The following is an 18,155-nucleotide window of genomic DNA, read 5'->3' on the forward strand; positions in this document are numbered from 1 at the left end:
CGCTCAATCACTGAGCGGTTTTCTCCTTTTTATGATTCATTCCATTTGGAGATGGTTTGATCGCTAGGTAGTAAGAAGGCCAGGATGCCTAATATCGGTAAAAAGGCGACTCCGATCATGGTAGGCGTTAAACCGAAGGCATCAATGAATGAGCCTAGAGCGACCGATCCGATTGCACCCATACCAAACGCAAGTCCAACCGTTAAACCAGACATTGTGCCAATTTTCCCGGGAAATAGTTCTTGAGCATAAACGACTGTGACAGAGAAGCTTGACGTCAGAATGACTCCAATCAGTCCAAGTAAAACATAGGCAAAAACAGGTCCGGCAAATGGCAGCAGCAAGGCAAGTGGAAAGGATGCCAATAAGGAAATTAAAATCACCGTTTTCTTGCCGAAGCGGTCTGCAAGCGGTCCGCCTAAAAATGTCCCAATTGCACCTAGAATGAGAAATAAGAAAATATAAGTCTGTGATTCTTTAATCGTCAATCCATATTGTTCAATCGCATAAAACGCATAGAAATTTGATATCGCATTCCCATACCAAGAGCGGGCAAAGATGAGAAAGACGATAATGCCAAGTGCTGTGAGTGCTGACTTACGGTGAAGTTCAGATCTTGCAGCTTTTGGTGGAGCTTTTTTCGCTTGAGCTCGAATGGTTTGAAGTCTTCCTGCGTACCATCTTGAAATATAAAGAAGGAAACCGACAGCCATCATTCCAACAATCGTAAACCAAGCCACGCCTGGCTGACCGAGAGGGACGAGCATTAAAGCAGCGATTAGCGGAGCAAAGGCTTGACCTGTATTTCCGCCTACTTGATAGATGGATTGTGCAAGTCCTCGTCTTGGACCAGCTGCCATGTTGGCAACGCGGGAGCCCTCTGGATGAAAAATGGCAGAGCCGAGTCCGATAAAGACAACGCAAAGCAAGATGGTGGCAAAGGAAGGCGCAAACGCAAGCCCGAATATACCGACAGCACTAGAAAATAAAGCAACCGGGAGTGCATAAGGCATCGGCCTTTTATCTGTGTACCACCCAATAGCGGGCTGCATCACGGAGGAGACCATATTTAATGTAAAGGCAATCAGCCCTAATTGTGTAAAGGTCAGCCCCATTGAGCGTTCTAAAATAGGGAACATGGCAGGAATAACGGCTTGCAAAGTGTCATTGAGCATATGGCAAATGCCAATAATCAATAAAATGGGATAAACCGTTGATCCAGTGACAGAATTTTGAGGTTTATCCTTTGTACGAGCAGCAATAGCCAATGAGACTTCCTCCTTTCATTCAACTGTTTTCTATTTTGCATTCTTCTCATTTTATTCATAAGGTGAACTATAAAACAATAGCAAATTGTCATGATTTAGAAAAAAGAGACACAAGCGCTTGTGTCTCTAAATGGTTACTTATAAAAAGTTGCGATGACAGGCTTCATTTTTTGAATAACGAGTCCACTACCACCGCGATTTTTTACACCTTCAATCATGCCGACGAGGACGTAATCTTCTTTTTTAGGATTAAAAGCAAGTAAAAATCCATTTTCAGAACCGTCTGTCGCTCCTTGTTTGCTTTTCAGCTCTGCCGTTCCTGTTTTAGCGGCAATGTCAGCCCCTTCAATTTGTAAGGAGTGAGCTGTACCGTTTGGACTCGTCACGACCTGAGTGAGCGCGTTTTTCACTGTATTTGCCGAGTCTTCTTTGATGATTTGTTTTGGTGATGCTGTTTTCTCATCTTGAACGACTCGAGGATAGACAAGCTTGCCTCCTGTTGCAAATGGAGAATAGGCATGTACTTGTTCAATCGGTGACATGAGTAATTCGCCTTGACCATATGCTGAGTCAGCAAGTAAGATGTCCGATTGAATGCCGTCGTTTGATACTTGTGCTGGTTTCATTGTAAATGGCATGTGCAAATCTTCGCCAAATCCAAATGCTTTCACTTTTTTCTCATAGGTGTCTTTGCCAATTTCCAGTGCTTCCTGTCCGAAGTAAATATTATCTGAGTACACGAGGGCATCAACCATATTTACGTTTTCTTTATCGTGAACTCGTGTAATTCGATAATTGCCCCAAGATTGATCCTTTTGCCATTTCAGTCCATGGATGGTGCGTACTTTATTAGGCTTTGTGACACCTGTTTCCAGCCCGATGGCTGCTGTAATGGTTTTGAATGTAGACCCTGGTGCATACCGGCTCGCATACCGGGCTTGGAATGGGAGATCTGGGTTTTCACTGTATGCCTGATATTGCTTAGGTGTGATCCCGTTTGTCATGAGATTGACATCATAGGAAGGGGCGCTGACAAGCGCTAATAGATCCCCCGATGATGGATTCATGATCGTGACGGCTCCTTTTTCACCTTTCAGCTGTTCATAGGCTTTTTTCTGTAAAGAGGCATCAATGGTCAGCTTCACTGTTTTTCCATCTTGTCGATCTGACTTTTGCAATGTTTCTTCAATGCCTGTTTCATCATGGACGATCAAAATGCTTCCGCCATCTTGTCCGCGCAAGTTTTTGTCAAATGTGAATTCAAGACCGGTTTTGCCAATGATTTGATCTGCTTTTAATGCCGGATTTCTTTTGATATCATCTGCATTTGCTTTCCCGACATAGCCGGTGAGATGGGCGGCGGCTTCGTTATAAGGATAGTAACGCATTTCCTTCGATTGATAGGTGACGCCTTTTATATCCTTTGGAATCGGCTTCTGTTCTAACATTGATTTGAGCGGGACAAACGTGTCGTCTGTGACCCATGCTTGTTTCAGCTGATTGTCGATTAGTTCTTCATCTAAATCAAACGCCTTGCTGATTTTTTTGATATTGCGTTCTTTTTCTTCCCCTGTGCCAAGCTTTCCTGGGATGATGCCAAGTGCGCTTCCACCAGTTGTTTCTGCTAGGGTACGCCCTTTTCGATCGACGATGTTTCCACGGACAGCAGGGTCTGATTTGACCTTGATGGTATCTCCCTTCTCCATTTGCGGGAAGATGAGATTTGGCTTCCAGTCGACTTTCCATTTGTCATCTTCTTCTGAGAGAACGCCCTTGTAAGAAAGCTTGTGCAGCTTGCCCAATGACGTTTTCATTGTCACATCATAGGAAAATTGATACCCATTTCCTTTGTCCTGTTTTTCAACATTGAGCTTTGATATGTTCAGATCATAAGCACCAATTCCGTTAAAGATATTGTCGTATTTTTCGGCTAGTTGTTTTTTTGAGAAGTCATTGGCTTTCAAAGACGCACTTGTTACCTCATCAGCCAGCCTTGTAAAGTCTTTCTTCTCCATTTGTTTCGTAAAGGATTGAGCCGCTTTTAAAGCTTCTTTTTCTTTTGAAAAAAGAGAATCTTTTAAGAAAAAGAAAGCAGCAGCAACTACGATGATACTAAGAATGGGGATCATGACTTTTTTCTGTTTCCAAAATGATTTTCGTTGATCCGTATACAATGAAAACACCTCAATTTTTGATTAGATCCTCTATATTTTACAGTGATTGGTCGTGATTTGTATAGTTTCTCCTATGAAAATAGACCAAGGCACGATGTCATGGTTTTGGGAAAGGGACGAAAATGATAGCTTGTTTCTATGAAAGATATCTTCATTTTTTCTTATGATTTAAAGGATTTCTTAAGAGATCATCGAATGTGAAAAAATAGAAAAATATACAAACGCTTTCAATAGGGGGAATTGTTATCGTTTATAAAAAGGTGAATGTGATTGGACTTGTTCTTGGACCGGCACTCTTCTTGCTCATTCTTTTTCTCATACCTGAAAATGAATTGACCTATGCTGCGAGGGTAGTCTTGGGCATTACCGCTTGGACGGCTACATGGTGGGTGACAGAAGCACTGCCCATACCTGCAACATCTTTATTGCCCATCATCCTACTGCCGACACTTGGCGGGCTTTCTATGGAACAGACATCAAGAGCTTATGGAGATCCGATCGTTTTTATGTACATGGGAGGATTTATGATTGCAATTGCCATTGAAAAATGGAATCTGCATAGAAGAATGGCCTTACACATTTTAAGGGTGATTGGCACACGAAGTGACCGCATTGTATTAGGTATCATGATTGCGACTGCTTTTTTATCTATGTGGATTTCAAATGCAGCGACAGCCCTGATGATGCTTCCGGTGGCACTGGCTGTGATTAAAGAGGTCAAGGCTAATGACATCTTAGCTGGTCCATCTCTTGAGCGATTCAGTAAAAGTATTTTATTGTCGGTTGCGTATTCAGCGTCAATTGGTGGTTTGGCAACACTTGTTGGGTCTGTGCCAAATGCTGTGTTTGCTGCAATGTCAAAAAAGCTATTAGATCGGGAAATTATGTTTTTTGAGTGGTTTTTGTTTGGTTTTCCTGTTGCGATGATTCTGCTCATTCTCTTATTTCTGTATTTGACCAAGGTACAGTTCAAAGTAGAGCACACAGGTGAAATGAGTGTAACGTTCATTCGAAAGGGATTAGAGAATTTAGGGAAAATGAAACAAGAGGAGAAATGGGTGTTTGGTGTTTTTCTTATGACGGCGTTTTTGTGGATTTTTAAGCTCTTTTTGTTTGGAGGGATCACCGTATCTGATACATCTATCGCCATTTTCGGTGCTATGCTGTTATTTCTCATTCCAGCAACAAACGGAGAGAGAATATTAGAATGGCAGGATATGAAACAGCTACCATGGGGGCTGTTGCTTTTATTTGGAGGTGGGCTTTCACTCGCTACGGGCTTTGCAGAAACCAATCTAACAGGATGGATCGGGGAAAATCTACAGCATTTAAATGGGCTTTCGTATATCATGCTATTGATCATTTTAACGGGAGCGATTTTGTTTATGACTGAAATTATGTCAAATACAGCTGTTGCCAATATGATTATTCCGATTACGGTAGGGCTTGGGCTTGCGATTGGCATCGAGCCCTATGGGTTAATGGCTGCGGCTGCTTTGGCTTCCTCATGTGCGTTTATGCTGCCGATTTCCACACCGCCAAATGCTGCTGTCTTTAGTGCGGACGTGCTGAAAATATCTGATATGGTCAGGGCAGGCTTTTGGTTAAATATCATGAGTATTGTGGTGATTGTCCTTGCGGTGTATTTCTGGCTCCCGATTGTGCTTAAAAGTTGAGCGGGTTAAGATGATGGCTTTGATCGAATCGAGACTGTCGGTGTTTTTGTTTCTTTTGGCTTCGGTGGAGGTGCTGATTTTTTGATGTGCGTGTCCTTTGGCGTATAATAGGTTGCCCCAATATTGAGCCTGCCTTGAAGCTGATCAATGGAAAGCTCCCCAAACTCTAAATGGTAATCAATTTTGTCCACATGCAGGGATTCGATATGAATGTGTGTATCCTCTGAGACAGGAGAAGCTGGTGCGGACATTTTTTGCTCGAGAGCGGTGAGCCTTTTCTCCAGCTCGGTGACAGAGGGGGATGGACTGGATTCAGTTTTTTTAAAGAGTGATAGAATGAAATGTTTCAAGTAGACCACAACCTTTTCTTCTGCCTTGATCTAGTCTATGGAAAAGCTGTGAGATATATACTTATAGAGATGACAAGAAAGGGGAGAAGTACATGCTGCCTACTCATATACACATAGCCCATATGAAAACGAACTCGATAGGCACAGGATCATCCATGACGTTTGGTTCGACGTTTGTTCGCAATCATTGCAGTACGATCAAAAGGAACAATGGCTTTGGGGAACAGAATGCTGATGGCGTGATCACGATCCTGCCGATTGAATCGATTGATGATCGTGATCAAATCGACGCCGTGAGTATCAATATTCGTCATCTATGATAATAGCAGTCGCTTTTCCTTCATCCTTTTGCAGCCTGATATAAAGTACACCGTCTTTAAAGGCCGCATTCATTTGTCCAAGAATCATTTCTGGAAGCCGGATTTTCTTTTCAAACGGACCATACTTCCCCTGCTTTTGGCGAAAATCCTGCTCATTAAAAAAGGAAAGACGCTGTCCTTTCACAACCAAATATTCACCATATGATAACACTTGTACATCTTCCTTTCGATAGCCAGGTAAATAAATTAAGTACTGAATTTCTGTCGCGGTTTCCACCATGTCGATTGGTGGAAACGACGCGTCTGGGCCGCGCTGATCCTGCTGAGTGAATGTAAAGGGAGACGGACCATTTGCCATAAAGGGAGATCTTTGCTCATCATCGAAGATCATTTTCCAAAAATCATCCCCATGCATTTGCTGGGCAATATCCATCCACTGCTTCATTTTTTCGAAGTCCATGTGAAGACCTCCTGTTAACATACTTGATGGGTGCTTGCATATACCTATAAAAAGGAGGTTTATCTGTGGTTCAACCAACTCCGTATATCAATATTAATATTTTCATGTTAAAAATTAATTCCTTTGAAAATGCATCGGCGGTGAATGTCGGACAAAATTTGTTAGCAGAGTGGCAAAACTCAGATAAAAAAAATCAGGGGTACGGACAAAATTTTGGAGATGCGAGCGGTTTTGTCGGGACAAAAAGCCATGTAGATGATCGAGATCAAGTGGACTCACCTGCCTCTTTTTCACCAGTAGCTAAACCCATTCAAAGGAAGTGACGTGTGATGTTATTCTCACCCTCAGTCGTCAATGTCGGTGCTTTTAAAATCAATGCAATGGATCGGGGTGCATCACTGACGCTAGGTCCTTATCAGCAGATCGATTATTTTCTCTCAATGAAATTGAACCAAGGATTTGGAGAGGACAATGGAGATTGTTCACCGCTTGTCATACCGATTTCAAGCGTGTTAGATCCAGATATGGTGGACTCAAATTCAGTCAAAAACAGCGTGGTTTAAGCAAAAAAAAGAGACCGGGAATCCCCGTGTCTCTTTTCTAATTTGTTTCATTCAGATGACTTTTTCGTCTTGCATAGGTGAAATAGACAACGACACCAATGGCCACCCAGATCAGGAAGGCTCTCCATGTCTCCCATTTCAGTGTAGCAGCCAATATCATACAAATGACCGCACTAATAATGGGAAGGTAAGGTACAAAAGGTACTTTAAAAGCTGTCTTCATATTCGGATGTTTTTTCCGTAGTACGATCACAGCGATAGAGATCACCGTAAAGGCTGCAAGTGTACCGATGCTGACTAAATTCGCTAGCGTAGATAAGTTAACGAATCCAACGATACATGCCGCAACAGCACCTGTGAGCCAAGTGTTGGCAACTGGTGTTTTCGATTTTGGATGAACGTTTGAAAAGATTTTCGGCATGAGTCCATCTCGGCTCATGGCAAAGGTTAAGCGAACTTGAGCATAAACAAGTGCAATTAACACTGTCGTAATCCCGATAATAGCACCTGCGGATATAATGCCCGCCACACTATTCAGGCCAACAACTTGAAGAGCAAATGCGACAGGGTCACTGACATTCAGCTTCGTATAGTGAACCATGCCTGTTAAGACGAATGAAACACCAATGTATAAAATCGTACAAACACCGAGCGCACCGATGATTCCGATTGGCATCGCCTTTTGAGGATTTTTGACTTCTTCAGACGCATTAGCGATTGCATCAAATCCAAGGTAAGCAAAAAAGACAGTCGCCGCTCCAGCAATCACGCCGTGAAAGCCCATCGGCATAAAAGGTGTCCAGTTTTCAGGTTTGACGTAAGCAAAGCCAGAAATGATAAAGAGAAGGACGATGGCAATTTTAATCAGCACAATGATGTTATTCAGCTTCGTACTTTCTTTGACGCCTCTTGAGACGATAAAGGTGATGAGCAAAATAATGAGTGCGCCTGGAAGGTTAAAGACGGCTCCATCAGCGGCTCCAGGTGCAGCTGATAATGCCTTCGGTATGTGCAGACCGAATCCACTGAGCAGTGATTGAAAATAGGACGACCATCCGCTTGCTACAGCAGAGAGCGCAATGACATATTCAAGCATGAGATCCCAGCCCATTAAGAAGGCGAGAAATTCCCCAAGTGTTGCGTAGGAATACGTATAGACGCTTCCTGACACAGGAATGGACGAGGAGAATTCAGCGTAGCAAAAAGCAGCAAGGGCGCATGCGATCGCAGCTAAAATAAAAGATATAATAATCGCAGGTCCCGCATCTTTCGCAGCAGCAACCCCCGTAATCACAAAGATACCAGTCCCGACCACGCAGCCAATGCCAAGCAAGATTAAATCAAACGTATTTAACGATCGGCTGAGCCGCTTCGTTTGACTTTCAAGCATGAGCTGGTCGAGAGACTTTTTTCGAAATAAAGAACTCATGTTGACCTCCTAATGGATAAATCTTTTCGTAAGACGAGTGTTAGTATATGCTGAAATGATAATTTAGTCAATTGGTTGGAGAACGCTTTAAATCGCTAAAGTATTAAACGCCACAATCGAATTTGTGCTTAAAAAGAGACATCCGCCAAGAGATGGAAGGCGGATGTGGCGATAGATAGTCTATGTCTATTTAGTAAATATTTTTTCATTATACAGCACACTTGGATGAGTGGGGTTATGGGCGGCGGAGGCAAGGTGATGTGTTTTGGCTTTCTCCAAATTGCCGAGCTGATAATAACAATAGCAAAGCTGAAGGTGAGGATACCACGTTTTATACTGTGTGAGTGTGAAGGCTGCTTCGTTTTCAGGAGCCTTCAGCGCCTGCTCATACCAAAAGATCGCTGCCTGATGTTTATTTTGAATTTTTAGATGATCCCCGATCCGGCAGCAAAATTCTGGCCGAGGCTGATCATATAAGAAAGAACGTAATAATGAGGATAAAGCCGCTTCCTCGAAACCTACCGCATAATAGCAGTCGGCTAAATATTGGCATGCGCGAATTTCATCCTCAATCCAGCACTGTTTTGTCGCTAAAAATTCATGATAAAAACGAATCGCTCTGACATGCTGCTTGTTATCTCTTAATTCATTGGCAAAGTAAAAGAGATCACGGGGTGTCATGTTCTCTCCCTTTGCCAGCATATCTTCATAAATTCGCAAGTTGCGCCCAGGCTCACCAGCGGTTGTTTTCTTACGCTTTTGGTGTGTGACGGCGATATCGGCTGGAAAGATGTTGCCATACACTTGAAGATACTCATGAACGGCTCCGTACCATTGAAAGTTTAAGGCACGCTTCACTAGGCGATTTCTTCTATATTTAAAATTCACCCGACCGTCTTCATCAAATCCCACATGATAAAACATCGAGACGGCATCTACCGAAGGATCGAGTGTCTCTTTGAGCTGAAGAAATTTTTGACGGTCTTCTTCTAGCAGAACATCGTCTGCATCAAGCCATAAAATATACTCTTTCGTTGCACGTGAGAAAGCGAAATTGCGGGCTTTGGCAAAATGCTGAACCCATTCGAAATCAAGTACCTGTGCTGAAAAGGAGTGAGCAATCTCCTTCGTACGATCTGTTGAACCTGTATCAACGATGATCATCTCATCGACAATGTCTTGAACAGAGGAGAGGCAGTCCGCTAACACCTCCTCTTCATTTTTCACGATCATACATAAGCTAATGGTTACCATCTTTAGATCACCTCTTCATAGTGTATCGAGCAGCAAAAGGAAACATTCTTTTCAGCAGCAGGTTTTTTAAAACTAGTTTTCTGCTACTGGCTGATTTAGAATAAAGGAAGAATCTATGTAAGGGCTGATAAAAATGAGTTTATTGAATGTTGAAGGATTATATAAAACCTATGGCGAGAAAACGCTGTTTGATCATATTTCTTTTCATATAGAACCAAAGGAACGCATCGGATTGATTGGACCAAACGGAACAGGAAAGTCAACGCTCCTAAAGGTCATTGCAGGACTTGAATCGTTTGAGGAGGGTGACATCACGAAGGCAGGGACACTTGATATCGAATTTCTTGAGCAGGACCCTGAAATGAACGGGGATGAAACGATTCTCGATTACATTTTTTCTGGAACAGCACCCATGATTCAAACGATGAAGGCATATGAACAGGCACTCGCTGATTTAGAGCATGATCCGCAAAATGAAGCAAAACAAGAGGCGCTCATGCGCATGCAAAATCGAATGGATCAGGAAGACGCATGGGATGCGAACCTGTCAGCCAAAACGATTTTGACAAAGCTTGGCGTCAAAGATGTGAGCCGTTCTGTTCATGCCTTATCAGGCGGACAGAAAAAGCGTGTCGCGATTGCTAAAAATTTAATTCAGCCTGCGGGATTGCTGATTTTAGATGAGCCAACCAACCATCTCGATAATGCAACGATTGAATGGCTCGAAGGATATTTGAGTCAATACAGCGGTGCTGTCATTCTGGTGACGCATGATCGTTATTTCCTCAACCGGGTGGCCAATCGGATTTACGAATTGAATCAAGGACAGCTTTATACGTATAAAGGAAATTATGAAGTCTTTTTAGAAAAAAGAGCGGAACGAGAAGCAGAGGCTCAGGTGAAAGAAACGAAGCGTCAAAACTTACTCAGACGCGAGCTTGCATGGCTGAGAAGAGGGGCAAAAGCAAGAACGACGAAGCAGAAAGCACGCATCGGCAGAGCCGAAGAGCTGATGGATCAAAAAGGGCCTGATGCGAAGGGAGAGCTGGATTTCGCCATCGGTTCCCATCGCCTAGGAAAACAAGTCATAGAGGCAGAAGACTTATCGATTTCCTTTGCTGGCCAGAACCTTGTGGAGCGGTTTACAGACTTAGTCGTGCCGGGCGACCGGATTGGATTTATCGGACCGAATGGAGTCGGAAAAACGACGCTACTCAACTGTCTAGCGGGTAAAATTGAACCGACTTCAGGACAATTGACGATTGGACAAACCGTTCGTATTGGCTATTACACGCAGGATCACAAGGAAATGGATGAAGAGCTGACGATCATTGAATACATCAAGGAAACAGCTGAAATCGTTAAGACATCTGATGGCGCCATAGTGACAGCAGAGCAAATGCTGGAACGGTTCCTATTCCCAAGATCCATGCAGCGGACGTTTATTCGCAAACTGTCAGGGGGAGAACGCCGCAGACTGTATTTACTGAAAGTCTTAATGGAAGAACCGAATGTTCTCTTTCTAGATGAGCCGACGAACGATCTTGATACGGAGACACTTAGCATTTTAGAGGATTATTTAGAACAGTTCCCTGGCGTTGTCATGACCGTATCGCATGATCGTTATTTCTTAGACCGAGTGGTTCACCGTCTGCTTGTCTTTGAAGGAAATGGCCGCATTTCACACTACCAAGGTGCTTACAGCGATTACATGGAGCAAGAAAAAGAGGCGAAGCGGACAGAGACAAAGCCTGCTGAGAAACAAGTAGAAGCGGCGCCTAAAAAGAGAAAAAAACTTTCTTATAAAGATCAGCTTGAATGGGACGGAATTGAAGACCGGATTCAGGCATTAGAGGAAAAACATCAGCAGCTTGAAGCCAGCATTGCAGAAGCAGGCAGTGATTTTGGGAAAATTCAAGAGCTGATGGACGAACAAAAAGCCGTTGCTGAAGAACTAGAACAAGCAATGGACCGCTGGACAGAACTGTCGATCATGATTGAGGAATTAGAGGGTTAATCCTAATATGAAACCTGTAGAACATTCTACAGGTTTTTTGCTTTACATCAAAACACGAGAGAATCAAGAACTCAAACATTTACGTTTACGTTAAGGTTATAAAGGTGTATAATAAATCATGAATTGATGAGCAGGAGGCACTGGCAATGGAATGGATGAAAATTGATCAAGTGGCGAAAAGAAGCGGGCTGACGAAACGGACGATTCGTTTCTATGAAGAGATTGGTTTATTATCAGCACCAAAGCGGACAGAGGGCGGTGTCAGACTGTACTCAGAGGACGACATGGAAGAACTAGAAAAAGTAATGCAGGCAAAAGAGGTACTCGGCTTTTCTTTACAAGAGCTTCAATCGTTTATGGAAATAGGAAAGCAGTTAGAGCTGAATAAAGAAGGCTACTTGCTGTCGCTTGATCCGAAGGAACGATTAGAGAAGCTGTTAGATATGGATGCGCAGCTGACTGTGCAGCATCAATTGATTACAAAAAAGCTTGAAACGATTCAATCCTTTAAAAAGGATCTTGAAACGATGAAAGATAAAGCGGCTCATGCAATTGAGCAATTACAAAAATAAACACCTCTGTGTGTTTATTTTATTTTGTCAACATTTGAAGGAAAGGTTCTGATGGAATGAAGGAAGAAGAAGTGTTAAAACAGCGTACAAGTCTGCTTAGACAGCCGAAGGCCGTCTGGGCTGTTGCCTTTGCATGTGTGATTTCATTTATGGGGATAGGACTTGTGGACCCGATTTTGCCGGCCATTGCATCACAATTAGATGCATCTCCAAGTCAGGTCTCTCTTTTATTTACGAGCTACTTACTTGTGACCGGCTTTGTGATGTTTTTTACCGGCTTTCTCTCTAGCCGGATTGGTGCGAAATGGACGTTATTAATCGGACTTATTTTTATTATTGTCTTTTCTGCTTTAGGCGGTACCTCTTCAACGATTAACGAATTAATCGGCTTTAGAGGCGGATGGGGCATCGGGAATGCCTTATTCATTTCAACGGCTCTCTCTGTCATTGTTGGCGTGTCTGTTGGAGGAAGTGCGAAGGCCATTATTTTATACGAGGCTGCACTAGGTCTTGGGATTTCGGTTGGACCACTGCTTGGGGGAGAGCTTGGGACGATCTCTTGGCGCGGACCATTCTTTGGCGTTGCGGTATTAATGCTTGTTGCTCTTTTAGCCATTACGTTTATGCTTCCACCGATGCAAAAACCTCAGAAAAAGGTGAAATTATTCGAGGCTGTCGGGGCGTTAAAATATAAAGGGCTTTTAACGATGGCATCTGCCGCTTTCTTATACAATTTTGGTTTCTTTGTGCTTTTAGCATATTCGCCATTTGTGCTTCATCTGGATGAGCATGGTCTTGGTTATGTCTTTTTTGGATGGGGACTATTTTTAGCTGTGACATCCGTCTTCTCAGCGCCGGTCATTCATCGCAAGCTTGGGACATTGACTTCTCTTGTGGTTCTGTTTGCTTCGTTTGCTGTGATTTTATTCGGTATTGGGATCTGGACTTCACATGTAGTCGTCGTCATCTGCGGAATTGTCATTGCTGGGGGTATTCTTGGCATGATCAATACTGTGCTCACGACCGCTGTGATGGGATCAGCACCGGTTGAGCGTTCCATTGCTTCATCCTCTTACAGTGCTGTACGGTTTATTGGGGGCGCGATTGCTCCTTGGATTGCCGGCGTACTTGCTGAATCTTATACAGCAAGCACCCCTTACTATGTGGGGGCGGCTGTCGTTCTGTTAGGTATGATCATCCTGCTGATTGGTCGTAAGCATCTCATCAATATTCAAGCAGGTCATTAAATAGAAAAAGCCATATATCTGCATCACATATATGGCTCAGCGTGTAGACAAACCCTCGCATTCTTTGTCAGGACTGCGTTCCGGTGCTCACGAATGTTCAATTCGCTCCACTCCGGTACTCGTCCTTCCTAGACTTCAAAGGTTTTCTATCATGCTGAAAAGAAGACAAAGGGCTAAAATAAAGATCATTTTAGCCCTTTGTCAACAATCTGAAGCCTATAATACTTTGGTCGTCCAAGATTCGCAATTCCAAGTTTCAGTGGCTACATCTTGATAAAATTCAGGTTCGTGAGAGATCAATAAGACGCTCCCTTTGTATTCCTTTAATGCACGTTTTAGTTCTTCTTTTGCATCGACATCCAAGTGATTGGTCGGCTCATCGAGAACAAGTAAGTTGGTTTCTTCGTTGATCAGCTTGCAAAGACGGACTTTTGCTTTTTCTCCTCCGCTTAATACAGACACGCGGCTTTCAATATGCTTTGTCGTTAATCCGCATTTTGCAAGAGCGGCTCTCACTTCATATTGCGTGTAAGAAGGGAAGGTGCCCCATACCTCTTCAATACAGGTGTTGCTGTTTTGCTCTTTTACTTCTTGCTCAAAGTAGCCAATATGAAGGAATTCTCCGCGTTCCACCTCACCCGAAATTGGCGAGATTTCTCCAAGGAGACTTCGCAGCAATGTCGTTTTTCCGATCCCGTTAGCGCCGTATAACGCAATTTTTTGCCCGCGTTCCATTTTCAGATTTAATGGACGAGAGAGCGGTTCATCATAACCAATGACCAAATCTTTTGTTTCAAAAATCAATTTCCCAGAAGTCCGTGCCGTCTTAAAGTGGAATTCAGGCTTTGGCTTTTCTGCTGCGAGTTCAATCATATCCATTTTATCCAGCTTCTTCTGACGGGACATGGCCATATTTCTTGTGCTGACACGTGCTTTGTTTCTTGCAACAAAGTCCTTTAATTCAGCGACTTCCTGCTGCTGCCTTTTATAAGCTGCTTCAAGCTGCTGCTTTTTGACTTCATACACTTGTTTAAATTGATCATAATCACCAACATAGCGCGTGAGCTCTTGATTTTCAACATGATAGATCAAGTTAATGACGCTGTTTAAAAACGGAATATCATGTGAAATGAGGATAAACGCATTTTCATATTCCTGTAAATAGCGCTTCAGCCACTCAATATGCTGCTCATCTAAATAGTTGGTCGGCTCATCGAGGAGGAGAATTTCTGGCTTCTCTAACAGCAATTTCGCAAGCAATACTTTTGTACGCTGCCCGCCGCTCAGCTCCGTCACATCACGGTCTAGCCCGAGATCCGTTAACCCAAGACCTCTGGCTATTTCTTCAACCTTGGAATCAATGATATAGAAATCATTGTTTGTGAGCGCATCTTGAATAACGCCCACTTCCTCTAACAGCTTTTCCAGCTCATCAGGATCGGCTTCACCCATTTTGCCGTAAATGTCATTCATCGCTGCTTCCATGGAAAATAAATAGTGGAATGCATCCTGAAGGACTTCGCGGATCGTTCTTCCCTTTTCTAGCACAGTGTGCTGATCAAGGTAGCCAACACGGACATTTTTTGCCCATTCGACTTTTCCTGCATCTGGCTCCAGCTTGCCAGTAATAATATTCATAAACGTTGACTTTCCTTCACCGTTGGCGCCAATTAAGCCGACATGCTCGCCTTTTAATAAACGGAAGGAGACTTCGTGAAAAATGGCTCTGTCGCCAAAGCCATGGCTTAAATCTTTAACAGATAATATCATTTTTTACACCTCAAATAGATTCAAAACGGCTAGTGCCTCTCATGATTATATCGAACTGTCCGGCTCGATAAAAGCATCAAAAGAAAAATTGCGTTTCAAAGCTGATTTTGAGATACTAAAGGATAGATTGAATGAGGATAAAGGAGATCGACATGATAGAAAATTGGGCATTTTTGAAAGAAGCAAAGCCATTTATACAAGAGAACTTCCAAGCGGCTGGCTTTGAAAAACCAACAGCTATACAAGAAAAAACAGCAGAATGGATTACGGAGAAGCGTGATGTGATTGCAGAATCGCCTACGGGAACGGGGAAGACACTGGCGTATGTGTTGCCGCTTTTAAATAAAATCGATGTGAATATCAAGCACCCGCAAGTCTTAATCTTGGCACCTTCAAGAGAGCTTGTGATGCAAATTTTTGATGTCGTGCAAGAGTTCAAACAAGGATCAGACATCAAAGCGATCTCCTTGATTGGTGGAGCGAACATTAAAAAGCAGCAGGAAAAACTAAAGAAACACCCGAACATCGTTGTCGCAACACCTGGCCGTGTACAAGAATTAATCAAAATCAAGAAACTGAAAATGCACGAAGTCAAAACGATCGTGCTAGATGAAGCAGATCAGCTTCTTGTGCCAGAGCATATGAAAACGATCCAAGCGATCATTAAATCCACATTAAAAGAAAGACAAATTCTTTGTTTCTCTGCGACCTTAAAAGACGAAACGGTTCAACTGATTAAAGAAATGACGTCTGAACCAGAAGTATTGAAAATTGCCAGAAGTGAGGAAGAAGCGCAGAAAGTAGGACACTATTATCTATTATGTGACCAGCGTGACAAAGTGAAACTACTGCAAAAGCTATCACGGCTTGAGGACATGCAGGCGCTCGTTTTTGTGCGTGATATTACGAATTTAAGCATTTATGCAGAGAAATTAGCATATCACCATGTCGACCTCGGTGTCCTTCATAGTGAAGCGAAAAAAGCAGAGCGTGCTATCATCTTAAAGGAATTTGAACAGCGTGAATTCCCGCTTCTTCTTGCAACGGATATCGCAGCAAGAGGCATCGATATTGACGATCTGCCGTATGTGATCCATGCCGACCTGCCAAACGAAGAAGGCTATATCCACCGTTCAGGCAGAACCGGTCGCGCAGGAAAAGAAGGGGCTGTCATCAGTCTTGTCACACCTCAAGAGCAATCAATGCTGAAAAAAATGGCGAAAAAGCTGAATCTTTCGCTTCAGGAAATTGTTTATAAGCAAGGCCAGCTGCATCTTGCGCCAAAGCAAGCATAGAAAAAGGACCCTTCCACATGGAGGGTCCTTTCTTTTTATGAAATTTTGACAAGCTGTTTTCCGACATTTTCCCCTTTGAATAGTCCGAGGAATGCATCAGGAATGTTGTCAAAGCCTTCAATGATTGTTTCTTTGTAAGTCAGTTTGTCTTCTTTTACCCATTGTGCGAGATCTCTTGCTGCTTCTTCAAAACGATCTGAATAGTTGGCAACAATGAAGCCTTGCATCAATGCGCTTGTTTTAATGAGTTTTGTTTGCACACGCGGTCCGATGTCCTCGCTTGCGCTAATGTTATAAGACGAAATCGCGCCGCACACTGGAATACGTGCGAAGCGGTTCAAATGATTCATCACAGCATCAGATATTTCGCCGCCTACATTGTCAAAATACACATCGACGCCGTTAGGGCATGCCTTTGCAATAGCATCATCTAAGTCATTTGTTGTTTTATAATTAATCGTTTCATCAAAACCCAGTTCTTTTAAATAAGCCAGCTTATCATCAGATCCCGCAATCCCAACGACGTGAGCGCCTTTGATCTTAGCAATTTGCCCAACAACGGAACCAACAGCACCTGCGGCCCCAGAAATGACAACGGTCTCGCCTTCTTTTGGCTGACCAATCGCAAGAAGACCGAAATAAGCGGTTTGCCCTGGCATGCCTAAAATGCCTAAATAATAGGACAATGGCGCAATGGATGGATCAATTTTAGTCAGAGATTCAGCTTTGGCTGTAGAATATTCTTGCCAGCCAAGGAATCCAAGAACAAAATCACCTTTTTCAAATTGAGACGATTTAGACTCGACAACTTCTCCGACAACACCGCCCTGAATCACTTCATTTAGCTTGAATGGAGGTGTATAGGATTTTGTATCCTGCATTCGTCCTCTCATATAAGGATCTACAGAAACATATTTCGTTTGAATCAAGACTTCACCATCTTGCGGCACAGGTATATCGACTGTTTCAAAATGAAAAACATCTTTTGTAGGTAATCCTTGTGGACGTTTGGCTAATTGAATTTGCTTTTGTTGACTCATGTCAAATCCTCCCTTTCACTTGCAACCTAGATTTACATTAACATGATGCTTCTTTTCATTCAAAACATACGGTCTATTTCAAACACATACAAAAAAGCAGCCGCCATCTCAGAGATGAGGACTACTTTTTTGGAAGTCAACAGAGAGGAGCGGTGGCAGACAGCCAAACAGCTGATACACGTCCGCATCACGTTCTTTTAATAAATATTCGTTCGCATTTTGCATGGAGGCTTTCATCATATCGCGCGTCACAAAAGGAAAAAGGATATTCAAGTATGAGGACAACAGGTCTTGTGGATCTTGTTCAATTGACTCGATATCTCCAATGTTAATAATGATGGAAAAGAGATAATCAATGGAGATGCGAAAGTGCTGTTCAGCAAACAATGTAAGCGGCTTTGCTTTTGCTTCTTCAGGATTCCACTTTTGAAAAAGCTGTTTTACCAAATCACTGACAACCCAAGCATTAAACTGCTGCTCCGCTGAAAAGTAATACATCAGCTCTACCTCATTTCTAGCCTCCAGTACAAGAATTGTACACCAAAATAGCAGGGATGAACATAAATATTTCTGAAAATTTAGTCATTTTTACAGGGTTTTTGTCAAAAATAAGTCAATAGGCATGGCTAGTACACAATGTAAAATGGATGTGCTCAAGGAAGGTTTAATGATAAAAGTGACGGGTAAAAGATTCGTAAGACGCTAAAGGAGGAATATAAA

Annotated in this window: 17 protein-coding genes; 8 read left to right on the forward strand and 9 right to left on the reverse strand. The window is 42.8% G+C overall.

The features are described 5' to 3' along the window. Nucleotides 1-29: 29 nt before the first annotated feature. Entirely contained in the window at nucleotides 30-1,268 is a 1,239-nt protein-coding gene (locus MHH41_RS03580) for an MFS transporter (RefSeq protein ID WP_284907807.1), read from the reverse strand. Between the two features lie 134 nt (nucleotides 1,269-1,402). Further along, nucleotides 1,403-3,442: a penicillin-binding protein PBP4(5) gene (pbp4, locus tag MHH41_RS03585; RefSeq protein WP_310026765.1), complete on the reverse strand. Its 2,040-nt coding sequence runs from the start codon at nucleotides 3,440-3,442 to the stop codon at nucleotides 1,403-1,405. A gap of 260 nt (nucleotides 3,443-3,702) precedes the next feature. Between pbp4 and MHH41_RS03590 the strand changes: the two genes are divergently transcribed. Further along, the gene (locus tag MHH41_RS03590; protein WP_137055411.1) at nucleotides 3,703-5,118 is read left to right on the forward strand and encodes an SLC13 family permease; all 1,416 of its coding nucleotides are present in this window, start codon (nucleotides 3,703-3,705) and stop codon (nucleotides 5,116-5,118) included. A gap of 5 nt (nucleotides 5,119-5,123) precedes the next feature. Here the strand turns inward: MHH41_RS03590 and MHH41_RS03595 are convergent, their stop codons facing one another. Then, a complete protein-coding gene (locus tag MHH41_RS03595) occupies nucleotides 5,124-5,477 on the reverse strand; it encodes a hypothetical protein (RefSeq protein WP_137055410.1) in 354 nt (117 codons plus the stop codon). Between the two features lie 83 nt (nucleotides 5,478-5,560). On the opposite strand from MHH41_RS03595, the gene MHH41_RS03600 reads away from it, so the two are divergent. After that, nucleotides 5,561-5,788 carry a hypothetical protein gene (locus MHH41_RS03600; RefSeq protein ID WP_137055409.1) on the forward strand — a complete coding sequence of 76 codons (228 nt, stop codon included), beginning with the start codon at nucleotides 5,561-5,563 and terminating at the stop codon, nucleotides 5,786-5,788. On the opposite strand, the gene MHH41_RS03605 is transcribed toward MHH41_RS03600, so the two are convergent. Further along, a complete protein-coding gene (locus tag MHH41_RS03605; RefSeq protein ID WP_137055408.1) occupies nucleotides 5,769-6,248 on the reverse strand; it encodes an Hsp20/alpha crystallin family protein in 480 nt (159 codons plus the stop codon). The genes MHH41_RS03600 and MHH41_RS03605 overlap by 20 nt on opposite strands. Nucleotides 6,249-6,313: 65 nt before the next feature. On the opposite strand from MHH41_RS03605, the gene MHH41_RS03610 reads away from it, so the two are divergent. Both MHH41_RS03610 and MHH41_RS03615 read left to right on the forward strand, forming a co-directional pair. Then, complete coding sequence (locus MHH41_RS03610; protein ID WP_268452818.1) at nucleotides 6,314-6,571, forward strand: hypothetical protein; 258 nt, start codon at nucleotides 6,314-6,316, stop codon at nucleotides 6,569-6,571. Between the two features lie 6 nt (nucleotides 6,572-6,577). Continuing rightward, a complete protein-coding gene (locus MHH41_RS03615; RefSeq protein WP_024424583.1) occupies nucleotides 6,578-6,811 on the forward strand; it encodes a hypothetical protein in 234 nt (77 codons plus the stop codon). 37 nt (nucleotides 6,812-6,848) lie between these two features. Here MHH41_RS03615 and MHH41_RS03620 read toward each other — a convergent pair whose 3' ends face one another. Together MHH41_RS03620 and MHH41_RS03625 are read right to left on the reverse strand one after the other, a co-directional pair. Next, the gene (locus tag MHH41_RS03620; RefSeq protein ID WP_050945768.1) at nucleotides 6,849-8,240 is read right to left on the reverse strand and encodes an amino acid permease; all 1,392 of its coding nucleotides are present in this window, start codon (nucleotides 8,238-8,240) and stop codon (nucleotides 6,849-6,851) included. Nucleotides 8,241-8,426: 186 nt separating this feature from the next. After that, nucleotides 8,427-9,494, reverse strand: coding sequence for a tetratricopeptide repeat-containing glycosyltransferase family 2 protein (locus tag MHH41_RS03625; protein WP_003214241.1), 1,068 nt, complete (start codon nucleotides 9,492-9,494; stop codon nucleotides 8,427-8,429). A 133-nt stretch (nucleotides 9,495-9,627) separates the two neighbouring features. Between MHH41_RS03625 and MHH41_RS03630 the strand changes: the two genes are divergently transcribed. The 3 genes from MHH41_RS03630 to MHH41_RS03640 all read left to right on the forward strand — a co-directional run bounded on the left by MHH41_RS03630 (nucleotide 9,628) and on the right by MHH41_RS03640 (nucleotide 13,330). Further along, nucleotides 9,628-11,511, forward strand: coding sequence for an ABC-F family ATP-binding cassette domain-containing protein (locus MHH41_RS03630; protein ID WP_050945769.1), 1,884 nt, complete (start codon nucleotides 9,628-9,630; stop codon nucleotides 11,509-11,511). 146 nt (nucleotides 11,512-11,657) lie between these two features. Continuing rightward, on the forward strand, nucleotides 11,658-12,083 hold the full coding sequence (locus MHH41_RS03635) for a MerR family transcriptional regulator (RefSeq protein WP_003213966.1): 426 nt from the start codon (nucleotides 11,658-11,660) through the stop codon (nucleotides 12,081-12,083). Nucleotides 12,084-12,139: 56 nt separating this feature from the next. After that, entirely contained in the window at nucleotides 12,140-13,330 is a 1,191-nt protein-coding gene (locus MHH41_RS03640) for an MFS transporter (protein WP_003214465.1), read from the forward strand. Nucleotides 13,331-13,546: 216 nt separating this feature from the next. Here MHH41_RS03640 and MHH41_RS03645 read toward each other — a convergent pair whose 3' ends face one another. Next, the gene (locus MHH41_RS03645) at nucleotides 13,547-15,100 is read right to left on the reverse strand and encodes an ABC-F family ATP-binding cassette domain-containing protein (protein ID WP_044141251.1); all 1,554 of its coding nucleotides are present in this window, start codon (nucleotides 15,098-15,100) and stop codon (nucleotides 13,547-13,549) included. A 152-nt stretch (nucleotides 15,101-15,252) separates the two neighbouring features. Here MHH41_RS03645 and MHH41_RS03650 point away from each other — a divergent pair, with 152 nt between their 5' ends. After that, nucleotides 15,253-16,395, forward strand: coding sequence for a DEAD/DEAH box helicase (locus tag MHH41_RS03650; RefSeq protein ID WP_310026779.1), 1,143 nt, complete (start codon nucleotides 15,253-15,255; stop codon nucleotides 16,393-16,395). Nucleotides 16,396-16,430: 35 nt separating this feature from the next. On the opposite strand, the gene MHH41_RS03655 is transcribed toward MHH41_RS03650, so the two are convergent. Then, a complete protein-coding gene (locus tag MHH41_RS03655) occupies nucleotides 16,431-17,435 on the reverse strand; it encodes an NADP-dependent oxidoreductase (RefSeq protein WP_003214060.1) in 1,005 nt (334 codons plus the stop codon). A 108-nt stretch (nucleotides 17,436-17,543) separates the two neighbouring features. Next, nucleotides 17,544-17,933, reverse strand: coding sequence for a YfmB family protein (locus MHH41_RS03660; RefSeq protein WP_003214189.1), 390 nt, complete (start codon nucleotides 17,931-17,933; stop codon nucleotides 17,544-17,546). Nucleotides 17,934-18,155 lie beyond the last annotated feature (222 nt).

The organism is Bacillus sp. FSL K6-1145 (assembly GCF_038003425.1).
In the GTDB taxonomy this organism is placed as follows: domain Bacteria; phylum Bacillota; class Bacilli; order Bacillales; family Bacillaceae; genus Bacillus; species Bacillus pumilus.

Coding starts and splice junctions, on each gene's coding strand:
- MHH41_RS03600 (WP_137055409.1), top strand. CDS start 5,561: ATGCTGCCTACTCATATACACATAGCCCATATGAAAACGAACTCGATA.
- MHH41_RS03605 (WP_137055408.1), bottom strand. CDS start 6,248: ATGGACTTCGAAAAAATGAAGCAGTGGATGGATATTGCCCAGCAAATG.
- MHH41_RS03615 (WP_024424583.1), top strand. CDS start 6,578: ATGTTATTCTCACCCTCAGTCGTCAATGTCGGTGCTTTTAAAATCAAT.
- MHH41_RS03620 (WP_050945768.1), bottom strand. CDS start 8,240: ATGAGTTCTTTATTTCGAAAAAAGTCTCTCGACCAGCTCATGCTTGAA.
- MHH41_RS03625 (WP_003214241.1), bottom strand. CDS start 9,494: ATGGTAACCATTAGCTTATGTATGATCGTGAAAAATGAAGAGGAGGTG.
- MHH41_RS03630 (WP_050945769.1), top strand. CDS start 9,628: ATGAGTTTATTGAATGTTGAAGGATTATATAAAACCTATGGCGAGAAA.
- MHH41_RS03635 (WP_003213966.1), top strand. CDS start 11,658: ATGGAATGGATGAAAATTGATCAAGTGGCGAAAAGAAGCGGGCTGACG.
- MHH41_RS03640 (WP_003214465.1), top strand. CDS start 12,140: ATGAAGGAAGAAGAAGTGTTAAAACAGCGTACAAGTCTGCTTAGACAG.
- MHH41_RS03645 (WP_044141251.1), bottom strand. CDS start 15,100: ATGATATTATCTGTTAAAGATTTAAGCCATGGCTTTGGCGACAGAGCC.
- MHH41_RS03650 (WP_310026779.1), top strand. CDS start 15,253: ATGATAGAAAATTGGGCATTTTTGAAAGAAGCAAAGCCATTTATACAA.
- MHH41_RS03655 (WP_003214060.1), bottom strand. CDS start 17,435: ATGAGTCAACAAAAGCAAATTCAATTAGCCAAACGTCCACAAGGATTA.
- MHH41_RS03660 (WP_003214189.1), bottom strand. CDS start 17,933: ATGTATTACTTTTCAGCGGAGCAGCAGTTTAATGCTTGGGTTGTCAGT.